This is a genomic window from Tolypothrix sp. VBCCA 56010 (assembly GCF_050875635.1).
Lineage (GTDB): Bacteria > Cyanobacteriota > Cyanobacteriia > Cyanobacteriales > Nostocaceae > Hassallia.
Map to the genome: position 1 here is coordinate 22,162 of NZ_JBPAOH010000016.1, position 14,015 is coordinate 36,176.

Consider the following 14,015-nt stretch of genomic DNA (forward strand, 5'->3'; position numbering starts at 1 on the left):
CCTTTCGCTTCCACTACATTGGAACACAAATCCGTATGAATCCTTGCGAAAGTAAACCCAGTCAACCAAGAAGAAATTTTTTCAGAACTCACTGGGTTAGAACACTTTGGATTTCCATGTAGTTACTGGTGTACTAAGCTTACGCTTACGTTAAGTCGTTGGCATTCCTTAGTGGTCTGGTAAAGAATTGGCATTTGATGATAGGTCTAGTAAACAATACACAAGTACCACCTGCCACTGTCTCCAAAGCTTCCTCAGATAATTCTTCCTCATCTGTCATAGCTGGAGTAGGGTTAGTTGGAATTACTAAGTAGACCTTATTTGCAGTTTCTTGCAGAACTTCAACTTCAATGTTTTTTGGAAGTTCTTCTCCTGATTCTCTCGTATAAACTGCTTGGGGATTGCTGAGTAATTCTTGTTTGAAGTTTTCATCTTCCCAAACCCGCTGAATCAGCTTCTGCTCGAACTCGAACCGGGTGTTCATTGCCTGAGAGATGATTTGTTTCAGTTGTTCGTGCATTTTATTTTCTCCTTACTAGCTTCTGTCAACCTGTGATTGACACTAACTAGAATATTGATTCGTCAACTAAACCGTCAATTGGAATTTTTTATGCATCCAATCGAAAAAAGAGGAGTAATGAACTGTTGATATAAAGTAAACCCAGTGAGTGCAAAAGACTTATCTGTCATCTGAACACTGGGTTATAACAGTTTGGTTCTCCAAGTAGTTATTAAGCTACTAAAGTTTCGCTTAAACTACACTTTATTGTTAGCGTTCCATTTACAACGAGCAGACCATAACCATCGATCCTCTACCCAATTTCGACTGCTTTGTTTGCAAACACCGCCTGCCACTGCCTCCAAAGCTTCCTCAGATAATTCTTCCTCAGAACCAGCAGGCTCCGGGTTATTTGGAAGCACCAAATAAACCTTATTTGCAGTTTCTTGCAGAACTTCAACTTCAATGTTTTTTGGAAGTTCTTCTCCTGATTCTCTCGCATAAACTGCTTGGGGATTGCTGAGTAATTCTTGTTTGAAATTTTCATCTTCCCAAACCCGCTGAATCAGCTTCTGCTCGAACTCGAACCGGGTGTTCATTGCTTGAGAGATGACTTTTTTTAGTTCTTCGTGCATTTTATTTTCTCCTTACTTGTTTCTGTCAATCTAGGATTGGTACTAACCAGAAGTTCGATTCGTCAACTAAACCGTCAATTTGAATTTTTTCGGCAGAAAATCCCAAAAAGTAGGAGTAATTATTTGCTGATATAAAGTCAAACCAGTGAGTGCAAAAGATTATCTGGCAAGGCTCACTAGGTTATAACAGCATGGAGTTCCTCGGAGTTACTGCTGATTACTGGTCTGTTAAGCTTACGCTAAGTTATTGGCGTTTCTAACAGCACTCCAACCAATGCAAACATTTTTAATACGACTCCAAAGTGTACAGCCTGATACGCCACCTGCGACTGCTTCCAGAGCTTCTTCAGATAATTCTTTCGTAATGTCTGGAGCTGGGTTAGTTGGAAGCACCAAATATACCTTATTTGCAGTTTCTTGGATTACTTCAATTTCCAGGTCTTTTGGCAATTCTTCTCCTGACTCTCTTGCAAAAACTGCTTTAGGATTGCTGAGTAATTCTTGCTTGAAGTTTTCATCTTCCCAAGCTCGCTGAATGAGCTTCTGCTCGAACTCGAACCGGGTGTTCATTGCTTCAGAGATGATTTTTTTCAGTTCTTCGTGCATTTTTTTTCTCCTTATTTACTTCTGTCAACCTGTGATTGACACTAACTAGAATATCGATTCGTCAACTAAATCGTCAATTTGAATTCTTTCTGCAGAAAATCAAAATAATTAGCATTAACAAGCTGTTCGAGTTAAACATCAATGCGATTTTTTTAGGAAAAACGAAAAAATACAAACTAAATAACAGAAACTAAAAAATTGTTAGTCTTACCGAAAGATTTTGGATTGTAATTCTGGGTAGGCATCCCTTAAGCTATAAGTCTAAGTACAGTTTTGCGTAAAAACAAGCGCGTTTTTAAACGCAAAGGAACGCAGAGTGAGCGCAAAGGAACGCAGAGTTTTTCTGAATTTAATTCGTTACTAAGTATCGGTACAAACATTATATAAGTTCAACTAAAAGGGAATGCATATAAATGGAAGTTTCACAGCAAGATTTAATCAAAATAGTCGAGCAAGCTAGTACGCTCTGTGAAAGATTGGACAAGTGCTTCATCAAGAATGAATCCCAAACCAGCGAAAAGCTAATTATCTCTCGCTCAGAAGCGTGGTGTCAGGTTGTCGCACAAAACAACCCAGAAAAATTTGCCAAACGTCTTGCTTGGGATAATCTGGATTCTAAAGCTGTCGGTAATGTTCTCGGATCTATTTGCCTCGCTGATGTAAAACAACTCCCTGTCTGGGCAGAAACTTTGCAGTCAGCTTTGCAAACTGACTGGGAAACAGTTTATGCAGATGCTTCTCGCTGTCTGGATGCTGAAAAGCCAATTCCCTTTGAAGAAGTTTATCTGCCGTTTGTTTATGTAGCACGGCAGAAACTGATGGCACAGGTTGGTGATAATTGGCAACTGCTGTCGTCAGCAGTTCACATACGTCTGGAACGTCAACTGTTATTGCAGTTAGTGTCTGTTTGCACCCAGTCTCTAGAGCTTGAATTTTCACTATTTAAAGCGCTCAAGCAATCCGCTTTCACCCTCTTATGGGGACGAGGACAAGACATAGGTTTTAATTCTAATCAACAGTATCAAACCTTTGTCAAAGACCTGAAAACAGGCAAGCTACTGTCATTTTTCCACAAGTACAGCGTTTTAGCTCGGTTGGTAGCAACGGCAATGGATCTCTGGGTTGAGGAAAAAGCGGAATTTCTCCAGCGATTAGCATTAGATTTGCCAACTATCCAGCAAAACTTTGAAGATACAGGTCAGGTCGTTGCTATCCAATTAAATCTCTCCGATCTTCATAATAGGGGACGCTCTGTAATTGCTCTCACCTTTGCCTCTGGATTGAAACTGATATACAAACCCAGAGGTTTGAGCTTGGAAGCTGTGTATTTTCAGTTACTAGCTTGGTGCAATCAGCAAAAAGTTTTGCTACCGTTCAAGTTAGTAAAAGTTATCGACTGCAAGACTCACGGCTGGATGGAGTTTGTAGAGCATTTGCCCTGTGAAGACGAAGCCGCAGCGCAGCGATACTACCAACGTGCTGGAATGCTTCTGTGTCTACTCTATGTGCTGCAAGGTAATGATTGCCATCAGGAAAATCTGATTGCTAGTGGCGAACATCCGGTGCTGGTAGACTTGGAAACCCTTTTGCAGCCTGTAGCTCAGGAGATTGACCCCAAAACAGAGGAAGTGGGAGGAGCGCAATACGAGGCAAATCAACAATTTTTCGACTCCGTACTGCGAACTGGACTACTGCCGAGATGGGAATTTGGACTAGGAGGGAAGGCTGAAGACATTAGTGGTTTGGGGGGAGTTGGCGAAGGAATCCCTGTGCAAATGCAAAAGTGGCAAAACATTAATACTGACAACATGGCACTGGAGTATGAGCCAGGGATAATGCCAGCCGAAGCGAATACACCTTTCCTCAATGGCATCACTTTATCACCAAATGATTATGTTGATGAACTTATAGATGGTTTCCAGCAGATGTATCAGTTCTTGAGAGAGCGAAAAGAAACGCTTTTGGCAATTGATAGTCCTTTAGCTGCCTTAGCTCATCAGAAAGTACGGTTTTTGTTTCGCAATACCCAAGTCTACGCTGATGTTCTAGGTAAAGCCCTCAACCCAAAATTTCTACAGCATGGTATAGACCGCAGCATTCAACTTGATGTGCTAAGTCGGGCGTTTTTGACAGGCGATGGCGCAGAGCGCCCGCATAAATGCGATCGCAAACCCTCTATCTGGTCGCTGCTAGCAGTCGAACTCCAAGCTCTAGAACAAATGGATATTCCTTACTTTGTCGCTGACTCTAGCAGTGATGCTCTCTGTATCAACCCTGACTTGATAGTTGAGGGATATTTTAAAGAACCTAGCTATGAGCGAATGATTTCTCATCTCAGACGGCTAAGTAACGCAGATTTAGCCCAGCAGATTGCAATTATTAGAGGTTCTTTTTATTCGCGGCTCGCTCGTGGAATTACTGATGCAACATCTACTAATTTGGATTTGGATGCAACTGTTCCTTTGACACCAGCACAACTGGTGCAGTCAGCAGTAGAGATTGCCAAAGAACTGCACGCACGAGCAATTTACGCTGCTGACGGTAGTGTTACCTGGATTGGCATGGGATACCTGCCGTCTGCTGAACGGATGCAACTTCAGCCCTTGGGCTATAGCTTGTATGATGGTGTTGGCGGAGTTGCTTTATTTTTAGCAGCGTTAGCAAAAATTACTGCTGATGCAAAATTTCGAGATTTAGCACTCAGCGCTTTGCAAGACCTGAGAAAAACCTTGCAGGACACAGACCCGAATTTTCAGCGTAAATTTACCAAGCAAATCGGTATCGGTGGAAGTACTGGATTAGGGTCTATCGTTTATACGTTAGTTAAAATTAGCCAGTTTCTGGATGAACCGCAACTTCTAGATATTGCTAGCCGTGGAGCCTCGTTAATAACTCAGGAAAGCATTGCAAGCGATCGCTCCTTTGACACAATATCCGGATCTGCCGGGGCAATACTAGGATTACTAAGTTTGTACCAAGCTTCATCAGATCCAGCAGTTCTAGATCGAGCCACTGCCCTAGGTTATCACCTGCTGATTAACCGCACCAAGAGCGATTCTGGATTTAGAGCTTGGGCAACTTTAGAAGGCAAGTTAGCAACGGGATTTTCTCATGGTGCTGCGGGCATTGCCTACGCTTTATTGCAATTGTATAAAATCACCCAAGAAACAGTTTTTCTGGAAGCAGCAGAAGAAGCGATCGCCTACGAACACAGTTTATTTTCCCCCAGCGCCGCAAATTGGCAAGACGTAAGGGAGAATAAACCAACATTTATGACCAGTTGGTGTCACGGCGCTCCTGGCATTGGTTTAGCTCGTTTGGGGGGTCTATCCATTCTCGATACTCCAGAAATTCGGCAAGAAATTGCAGCCGCTATCAACACAACTCAACAGTTTGGTTTACAGAACCTCGACCATCTCTGCTGCGGCAATTTTGGCAGGATCGAAGTACTTTTGCTAGCAGCCTCTAAGCTGTCGCATCCAGAACTTTGCAATACTGTGCAAAAACAAGCGGCATGGCTTGTCGCAAGAGTAAAGCAAGTCGGTGCTTTTTACCTGTTTCCCGAACTTCCGGGAGATGTTTACAATCCTGGTTTCTTTCAAGGCACCGCCGGCATCGGTTATGAACTACTGAGGCTAGCGCATCCAGAATCACTTCCTTCCGTATTGCTGTGGGAGTGAATGAGAGACTGGTTAGTGGGGCATGGGGCATGGGGCATGGGGCATGGGGCATGGAAATCTGAAACTTCTTTTTATTCCCCTTTACCATTAAACAATTGCCCATTAAACAATTGCCCATTAAACAATTGCCCAATGCCCAATGCCCAATGCCCATTAAACAATTGCCCAATGCCCAATGCCCAATGCCCAACAATCTAAAATCAGAATGAAGCTTATACATCGGTTATTTTACCCGCCTGCCTGGTCTCTAGCTGCCAAACTTTCGGCAGCATTGCTCGTGGCTGCGATCGCACCGATGAGCTTCACCGCATACTACAATTTGCGACAAAGCTTAGAAAGTGTGGAGGCAAGCGAATACCGCAAACTGGAGTTGTCAGCCGCTAGTACTGCCAGTCGCCTCGATCGCCTAATTATCGATATTCAAGCTAATGTATTTCAAGTTAGCAGCGATCGCAATGTGGTGGGTTTGCTGGCTTCAAAAACGCCTGCAAAGCAAGCAGCCTTCCGTTCCAACGTGCAATGGACACTCTCAAACATCTTCCGCTCTAACCCAGAGTTTGATGCTGTCTTTATCATTGATAGAAAAGGTAAATGTCTCGCTTCCACCGATCCAACATTCGTTGGTCAAAACTACGCCTTCCGCGAATACTTTCGCTCTAGCATCCAAGGAAACTCCTACGTCTCTAGCATCCTTGTGGGTCAAACCACATCTCGACCTGGGCTTTTTCTCTCCAACCCCGTGCGTTCTGATAATGGCGAGATTGTCGGAGTGACGGTACTTAAAATCAAAGGAGAAGATATTTGGGCGATCGTTAATACATTGCAAGTAGGCTCCGATAGCTACGCCTTTCTTGTTGACCAGCATGGGGTAATCATCAGCCATCCCGATAAATCCCGACTCTACCATAGCCTCAACCCCTTACCGCCAGAAACGCAAAAGCAGGTTGTTACCGACAGACGTTATGGTGTTGATGAAATTAAAAGCTTGAATATTCCAGAGTTGAAGGTGATGGTAAGGGCAAAACAACTCGGTCATACCAGCTATCGTTTTGGGGTAAATCAAATGCCCCGGATAGTTGGCTTCGCACCTTTGGAAAAGCAACCTTGGGTGTTGGGAGTCAGCCAACCCAAAGAAAAATTTGAAGAACCCTTGAAGCGTTTGATCTGGCTGAACGGCACCAGCGTGCTGGTAGTGGGGGGAATCACGGCAATTATAGCGCTGTTTCTAGCCCGGAGCATTTCCCGACCGATTCGCGCCCTCACTGCCGCAGCGCAAGCACTAGAGCAGGAAAATTTCAATCCTCAGGAATTAACTGTTGTATCTGGCACTCAGGACGACATAGGGCGGTTGGTGCGTGTCTTTCTACGCATGGCTCGTGAGGTTAGGGCTAGAGAGCAAAACCTGAAACAGCAGGTAATCAATCTAAAAGTTGAGATTGATGAAACTAAAAGAGCAAAAGACCTTGTGGAAATTACTGAGAATGAACATTTTCGCTCCTTACACAAAAAGATCCAAAAGCTCAGAGAGCAAGCGGTAAGCTCAGGTGAAACTGAGACGCAATACTATGAGCGATTGCAGAGCCAGGTGCAATCCATCAAAGAGCGATCGCGCGAGTTAGCTGAATGAAACCAAGAGTTACGCACTATACAAATTAACCAAAATGTGCATTGTAAAATTTGGCGAGTTCCACACTATACGGCAATTAATAAAGCCCGACAGCAATAAGCAAAAAATCTACTTAACTAGGACTTACGCCCTTTACAAATCGATTATTGTATGCATAACGATATAGTGCCAACTTACGTGCGCTTGGGCAATAGTCAGATGAGCGCAAAAACTTCCCATTTATATCTCAAAAGTACATAAGTTGATTTGAAATGCATTTAATTAAAGAAGGAATTTAATAAGTCTGACCCACATAATCAGATTTTTGTCAATGCCTAAGTTTTGTGAACAGCGCTATTACTATCAAATACGAAGAAACAGAACAATTATGGTTTTCATTACCCCAATTCTGACACAAGCTAAAGCTGTTACTGCTAAACAAATGTCCAATCTGGAGATAGCAGCAAGAACCATAGTAGTTCTTATAGTTATTTATTACGGAATTTTGCTTGATTTCTTATTAGGCACTTTAGAAGACTAGGGACTAGGGACTGGGGACTGGAGACTGGGGACTATTACAGCGTGGCGTAAGTAAAGCAACCATTTGAAATAGGCTTTGTTTTGAATGCGCGACTTTTGCCTTTTGACTTTTGACTTAAAGTTTGATTTTACAGTATCCGACAGGAGGTGATTAATATGTCATCCGACGATGAACTGATATCGCGTGAGGAAGTATTAGCGGGTTTACCAGCAAAACGAGCGAATACTTTGCTGTTTTTGATTGAGAGTCGAACAGCACAGATAGTAGCGCGATCGCGTGTGGAATTTTCCCTTACCGAGCAAGCTGCGTCGGAGCGCGATTTAGCTTTCCTAGAAGCCTTTGCTTTCTTGAATGCGCCACCACTCCACCCTACCATCCAACACCTCGAACGCTACGCCCGACAATGGACACTTCTCCTACCGGAAAACCCTAGACTAAAAGCCGCCATTGCCCACGCTCTCAGCCAAAAATACACCTTTACCTATCAAGCAGTACCTAACATCCGGGCAGCTTTGGGTTTGGATGAGAAAGCGGTACAGGTGGGTTACTCGCGCTTGTACAGAACACAGCTAGAAAAAATCTTTGCATCTAAGCTGCCACTAATCGAACAAATGCGCTGGAAGAATAGTGCGATCGCACAACGACTGGAGGAAATGCCACCTTTCTGGCTTGCCTATGCAGTAACCGTTGCTCTAGGTCTTCCCCAAGCTTTCTTAGCCTTGCCCATCGCTGTAGCTGATGTTGGTCCCTTGGCTACTGTTGCCTTTCTGGTCATCATCGGCACCATTAACATACTAACTATGGCTTGCATGGCTGAAGCTGTTAGTCGCAGTGGTGACTTTCGTTACGGCAATGTCTTTATCAAACAATTAGTATCCAACTACTTAGGATATGCTGGCTCATTTATATTCTCTGTCGCCGTAAGTATCCGTGTTTTTCTCATAGCCTTGGCTTGCTACATCGGTTTGTCAACTACTATGGCAAACTTTACACACATACCAGCAGCACTGTGTGCCGTGTTGCTTTTCTTCGCTGGATTATACCTGCTGTCGCGGACATCGCTTAATTTCACGGTTGCGGTGATGGTATTGCTTGCAGCCATCAACGTTAGTTTGCTTCTCATCCTGTCATTGCTGGCATTCCGCCATGTGCAACTTGACAACCTTTTATATGTCAACTTACCTTTCCTTGATGGTCATCCTTTCCAACCTTGGATGCTACAGCGGATTCTCGGTGTTAGCCTGATGCTTTACTTCGGACATGTATATGTGGGTGAATGTGGCAAATTGATACTCCCCCGTGACAAAAGCGCGTCCTCACTGATTTGGGGTAGCGTGGCGGGAACTGCTTTTTTAACTGTGCTGTTTTGCATCTGGGTATTGGCTGTCAACGGAGCGATCGCACCACAGTTACTAGTTGGGCAATCAGGCACCGTCCTGGAACCACTGGCTGCTGAGGTTGGTTCCATCGTCACAGTTTTGGGAGCAGTCTTAATCATCCTTTTGTTGGGAATGGCTTGGCTGCGTAGTTCCAGTCTCCTACTCAACTTAGCTAAGGAGTGGTTGCCTGCAAGAGCGCGACCTATCTTGATGCTGCCTCGCAAGCTCTTAACATTGATATTGCACCCCTGTGGCAACCCCAATTGTGTTCCCCATATTGGTATAACCTACTTGGGACTGGAAGAACAAGCGCCAAAGTTTCGCCTAGATATCCAATCGAGCGGCAAAGTTTATCATCAAGAGATAACAGTTACTGAGCGTTGGGACATTAAAGAGCTATTTGGGCAGTTTCCATTGGATAAGTGGAATACTCGTCTGACTCTAGAAGTGCGATCGGCTAATGAAGATAATGCGTGTCTGCAACTGACCTCACCAATGCTCCTAACCTACGAAGGAGATTTCAGGGCAGATGTAGCTAATATTGCACCTAAAAATCAAAGTCAGACTAATAAGCTTGATATGCAAGCGCTGACACAATTCTGGGCAACGCTGCTGAAACAGCGTCGTTTCTTGTTATCCATCAGCCCGTTAGTGTTAGTCTTCCTACTAACTGAGTGGCTTTTGCTTGCTGGTACGCAATCCTTTACCAGCGTACTGGCATTTGCTGGTGTACTCGGTAACTCTCTTGTTGGTGGTATTTTTCCAATTCTTTTATTGGTTTCCAGTCGGCGCAAGGGCGAACTCGTGCCCGGAGTGGTTTTGAAAATTCTGAATCATCCGGTTTTCAGTGTCGGTATATACAGTCTATTTTTAGGGATTCTGCTCCTCCACGGTCTGTTCATCTGGGAAAATCCTGTAGCGCGGATCGGTGCATTGTGCGTTGCCTTGCTATCGCTTTTAGCGACTCTTATCATGAAACGCTATGGAGCTTTCGCCAACCGTGTGGTAGTAGAGCTACGACAGTACCCAGGAGGGCAATCCGTCTTCGCGATCGCTGCTGGTGGACAACCGAAGATGGCAGAGGTGCGGTTGGGATATGCCGGGGGTGAGCAACATACTAAGTCTGCCACTGTGGAAATTCCATCACTTTCGTCCCTGCGTTATGCCATCTTCCGCTTACCAACCAAGCATGAAAAGGAACTGAGAGTGTGGACACACAAAAGCAACTTTAGCGGAGACTCCAAGAGTCTACCTGCACTTGTGGAAGTCGAAAGTGGAAACAAGAATATGCAGTTTGACCTGAAACTGTCCAACGGAAAAGTTTTGCTACCTCTGGTCAGCGATGCTTGCTCTTTAAAATTCACATTTCCAGGGGTAGAAAGTCGGGAGTAGGGAGTGGGGAGTAGGGGGATGGGGGGATGGGGGGATGGAGGACAAGGGAGACAAGGAGGACAAGGAGACAAGGGGACAAGGAGACAAGGGGACAAGGAGACAAGGAGAGTAATAATTCTTAACTACCTAATTCCTAATTCCTAATTCCTAACTCCCTACTAACAACTAACAACTAACAACTAACAACTAACACCCATCAACTAACAATTTTGAGGTAAAATATGGCACAAATTATAGCTGTTCACTCTTTCCGTGGCGGAACTGGCAAATCAAATTTGATTGCTAACCTAGCCGCTACTATGGCACAACACGGGCAACGGGTAGGTATTGTCGATACTGATATCCAATCGCCAGGAATTCACGTTCTTTTCGGTCTAAACGAAGAAAAAATGGATCGTGCCCTGAATGATTATTTGTGGGGACGCTGTAATATTAAAGACACTGCTTACGACGTTAGTCCTACTCTCATAGCACAGGGAGAAACAAATACGATTAAGGGCAAAGTTTACCTAATTCCCTCTAGTATTAAAGCTGGTGAAATTGCCAGAGTTCTGCGCGAGGGGTATGACGTAGTTCGGCTCAATGACGGCTTTCAGGAACTCATCCGCTGTCTGAATCTGGACTACCTGTTAATTGACACTCACCCAGGTTTGAATGAAGAAACCTTACTTTCCATCGGTATATCTAATGTTCTAGTTGTTATTCTGCGTCCAGACAGCCAAGACTTTCAAGGAACAGCCGTGACGGTGGATGTAGCTCGCAAGCTGAAAGTACCTAAAATGCTGTTGGTGGTCAATAAAGTGCTACCAGCCTTCGATTTTGCAGACTTGCAAAAACAAGTGGAGACAACCTATAACGTCTCAGTGGCTGGTATTTTGCCTTTGTCTGAAGAGATGATTCAGCTAGCGAGCCGAGGTATTTTCTGCCTGCGCTACTCTGGGCATCCCATCAGTCAGAAGATGAAAGAAATTGCGGAACAGATTGTTGGTGAGGGTGAGACAAAGAAAATACTTATTGCAAGCGATCGCTTATGAGCAACCAACAGGAATTTCGCAGGAATGTACTTGCCTCCTATGGTGCTAGTGCCTCCCAAACAGAGGAACTGCTTGCTTACAATCAAAATCTCTTCTCGCACAAATGTTTAAAACATGCCGTCAAGTTTCCGCTTGCACCCGAAGCCCATGTTACCGTTTGGGAGGAGTACGCTGTTGCAGCAAGAGTTATAGGAGCATTTGAGGCACTAAAACAGCGTCTGGTGCAGTTCCGATTTCCCATACTCAAAGGCATCAGCCAAACCGAAGCATATCGCTCTGCCACCCGTAAGGGTGTGACCGTGGATAATATACCCGAAGCAACTGGTTTGATTCTTACGCTGCCTGAGAAACTCCAGTTGATAATACATCAAAGCTTGGCAGGAACCATCCCGGTTTTGCTGACTGGAAACCGAGAAGACTTTGTAACTCTTGTACAAGCGCTCACAATGCAAAATGAACCCAAACTAGTCCCAGCTTCTATGGGAGCTTGTATGGTTGCTGGTTTCAATAACTGGGACAGAATTCGCCGCTATCGCCAACAATGGTCAGCTAGAAATGGTAATTACTGCGAAAGTAGTTGGGCGGCAGAATTTCGCAATATTATACCACAAAAAACGCTCTATCAGGATCGGTTCATTATTTTGAGTGACGGTTTCTATAGCGACGTTTCAGCCGAGGACATGGGACTTGAGGAACTAGAATGGCAGCGCTTATCCCTAACCATTCGGCTGGAACATGAATGTACCCACTACTTCACACGTCGCTTGTTTGACTCAATGCGAAATAATATCCTCGACGAACTAATTGCCGACTACAGAGGCATTGTAGCCGCTACGGGGTACTATCGAGCCGACTGGTTCTTACGCTTTGTGGGGTTGGAGTCGTTTCCACATTACCGAGAAGGAGGCAGGATGCAAAACTACCGGGGTCAACCCCCGCTTTGCGATCGCGCTTTTAAAATTCTACAGGCATTGGTGAAGGCAGCCGCAGAAAATTTGCAGCGCTTTCACACCGACCATGCAAGCGAGTTAAGAGACACCAATATTCAACCTTTGATGTTGATTGCCTTAACCCACTTAACCTTGGAAGAATTGGCTTCAAAGTCGGCAAACTTCCGCATCCAACAAACCTTAGAAGAGTTGCAGAAAACTATATCTGCATAAGGCATTAAAGCAATACTTGTCAGTTAGTGATGTTTATTCCTTGCAGATCCTCCCAACCCCCCTTAAAAAGGGGGGCTATATTCCCCAACCCCCCTTAAAAAGGGGGGCTATGTTCCCCAACCGCCTTTTAAAGGGGGTCGCCACAGGCGGGGGGATCAACTCTTATCCGAAAAGTACTGGGGCATCAATGTGCCTAGTGCTGCATTCTCTTCTCTGCGACGGACACGTTCCTTAACGGGGGGGAACCCCCGCACGGAAGTGTCCTCCTCTGTGCGCCTCTGCGGTTCGTTTTTCTTCAAATTCTCCTAAAAAACATAGGTAAATCGACTTATGACAGAAGTTCTACTTAAAGAATTGAGTAACAGTGACATCGATTGGATGATTGCTACAGGTCGTCGGCGAGAAATAGCAGCAGACACCGTACTCGTCCAAGAAGGAAAAGCCGCCGATTCCCTACATATCCTACTAGAGGGAATTTTAACAGTTACTGTCTCACAACCGGGCAACAATCCTCTGGCTCGTGCTTTTGCAGCAATCGAGGGTAATGAAACCTCACGCAGAGAGATTGCGCGGCTTTCCAGCGGTGAGGTAGTAGGAGAAATCCCTTTTTTAGGTACTCGTCCAACTACCACCACTGTTAAAGCTGTTGAAAAGTCGCTGGTAATGTCAATTCCCCAGCAGCAATTGGCAGCAAAATTGCTTGATGATGTGGGTTTTGCTTCGCGCTTTTATCGTGCGATCGCTATTATGCTCTCAGACAGACTGCAAAGCATCATCAATCAGCTTAGTCGTAGTAACCTTGCACAAGGTCAGCCACTGAAGGATGTATTGTGTGTGTTAGGGGAAATGAATGACAGTGACATCGATTGGATGATGGCTACAGGTAATCCGCAAAAAATACCTGCTAACACTGTACTCATCCACGAACAGGGACCAGTGGATGCGCTGTATATTATACTGGGTGGAACAATGTCAGTTTCTATTTCTGAAGATGAGCGCAATCCTTTAGCTCGTGCCTTTGCAGCTATAGAGGGTGGCGAAATCTCAGAGCGAGAAATAGCCAGATTATCCAAAGGCGAAATTATCGGAGAAACACCCTTCATTGATGCCCGCTTGCCCTCTGCAACAGTCAAAGCGCTTGAAGACTCGCTTGTGTTGTCAATTTCTCGACAGCAACTGGCAGCAAAATTGCTTGATGATGTTGGTTTTGCATCCCGCTTTTATCGAGCGATCGCGATTATGCTTATCTTAAGATTGCAGGAAATGCTGAGTCGGCTTGGTTATGGCAGACGGGTTTATAGCAAAGGTCAGCCACTCAATGAAAATATTGAATATGAGGATGAACTTGATTCCAATGTTTTAGATCGTATGGCGCTAGCTGGAAAAAGATTTGATTGGATGCAAGGACGTTTAAAAGTAAGTTGAATCAAATGCGGCAGTGAGGAACGCTTCGACGGTCAGCAAGAAGGGTGTGGGGGGT

Annotated in this window: 11 protein-coding genes; 8 read left to right on the forward strand and 3 right to left on the reverse strand. The window is 44.7% G+C overall.

The genetic code is table 11. The features are described from left to right. Positions 1-145: 145 nt before the first annotated feature. The 3 genes from AABK37_RS07970 to AABK37_RS07980 form a co-directional block, all read right to left on the reverse strand. Positions 146-520 carry an NHLP leader peptide family RiPP precursor gene (locus AABK37_RS07970; protein WP_432551051.1) on the reverse strand — a complete coding sequence of 125 codons (375 nt, stop codon included), beginning with the start codon at positions 518-520 and terminating at the stop codon, positions 146-148. 236 nt (positions 521-756) lie between these two features. Next, positions 757-1,134, reverse strand: a complete 378-nt coding sequence (locus tag AABK37_RS07975; protein WP_432551052.1) for an NHLP leader peptide family RiPP precursor — start codon at positions 1,132-1,134, stop codon at positions 757-759. Between the two features lie 234 nt (positions 1,135-1,368). Then, positions 1,369-1,740, reverse strand: coding sequence for an NHLP leader peptide family RiPP precursor (locus AABK37_RS07980; RefSeq protein WP_432551053.1), 372 nt, complete (start codon positions 1,738-1,740; stop codon positions 1,369-1,371). A 413-nt stretch (positions 1,741-2,153) separates the two neighbouring features. Here AABK37_RS07980 and AABK37_RS07985 point away from each other — a divergent pair, with 413 nt between their 5' ends. From AABK37_RS07985 to AABK37_RS08020, 8 genes are all read left to right on the forward strand, one after another. Then, positions 2,154-5,420 carry a type 2 lanthipeptide synthetase LanM family protein gene (locus tag AABK37_RS07985; RefSeq protein ID WP_432551054.1) on the forward strand — a complete coding sequence of 1,089 codons (3,267 nt, stop codon included), beginning with the start codon at positions 2,154-2,156 and terminating at the stop codon, positions 5,418-5,420. A gap of 15 nt (positions 5,421-5,435) precedes the next feature. Beyond that, a complete protein-coding gene (locus tag AABK37_RS07990) occupies positions 5,436-5,618 on the forward strand; it encodes a hypothetical protein (RefSeq protein ID WP_432551055.1) in 183 nt (60 codons plus the stop codon). Then, a complete protein-coding gene (locus tag AABK37_RS07995) occupies positions 5,596-7,047 on the forward strand; it encodes a cache domain-containing protein (protein WP_432551056.1) in 1,452 nt (483 codons plus the stop codon). Before AABK37_RS07990 ends, AABK37_RS07995 begins: the two co-directional genes overlap by 23 nt. Positions 7,048-7,722: 675 nt before the next feature. After that, a complete protein-coding gene (locus AABK37_RS08000) occupies positions 7,723-10,338 on the forward strand; it encodes a hypothetical protein (protein WP_432551057.1) in 2,616 nt (871 codons plus the stop codon). An 18-nt stretch (positions 10,339-10,356) separates the two neighbouring features. After that, a complete protein-coding gene (locus AABK37_RS08005; RefSeq protein WP_432551058.1) occupies positions 10,357-10,482 on the forward strand; it encodes a hypothetical protein in 126 nt (41 codons plus the stop codon). A gap of 77 nt (positions 10,483-10,559) precedes the next feature. Further along, the gene (locus AABK37_RS08010; RefSeq protein ID WP_432551059.1) at positions 10,560-11,372 is read left to right on the forward strand and encodes a MinD/ParA family ATP-binding protein; all 813 of its coding nucleotides are present in this window, start codon (positions 10,560-10,562) and stop codon (positions 11,370-11,372) included. Next, positions 11,369-12,535 (forward strand): DUF7005 family protein, encoded by a 1,167-nt coding sequence (locus tag AABK37_RS08015; RefSeq protein ID WP_432551060.1) that lies wholly within the window; start codon positions 11,369-11,371, stop codon positions 12,533-12,535. The genes AABK37_RS08010 and AABK37_RS08015 overlap by 4 nt, the downstream gene beginning before the upstream one ends. A gap of 330 nt (positions 12,536-12,865) precedes the next feature. Next, the gene (locus AABK37_RS08020) at positions 12,866-13,960 is read left to right on the forward strand and encodes a cyclic nucleotide-binding domain-containing protein (protein WP_432551061.1); all 1,095 of its coding nucleotides are present in this window, start codon (positions 12,866-12,868) and stop codon (positions 13,958-13,960) included. Positions 13,961-14,015 lie beyond the last annotated feature (55 nt).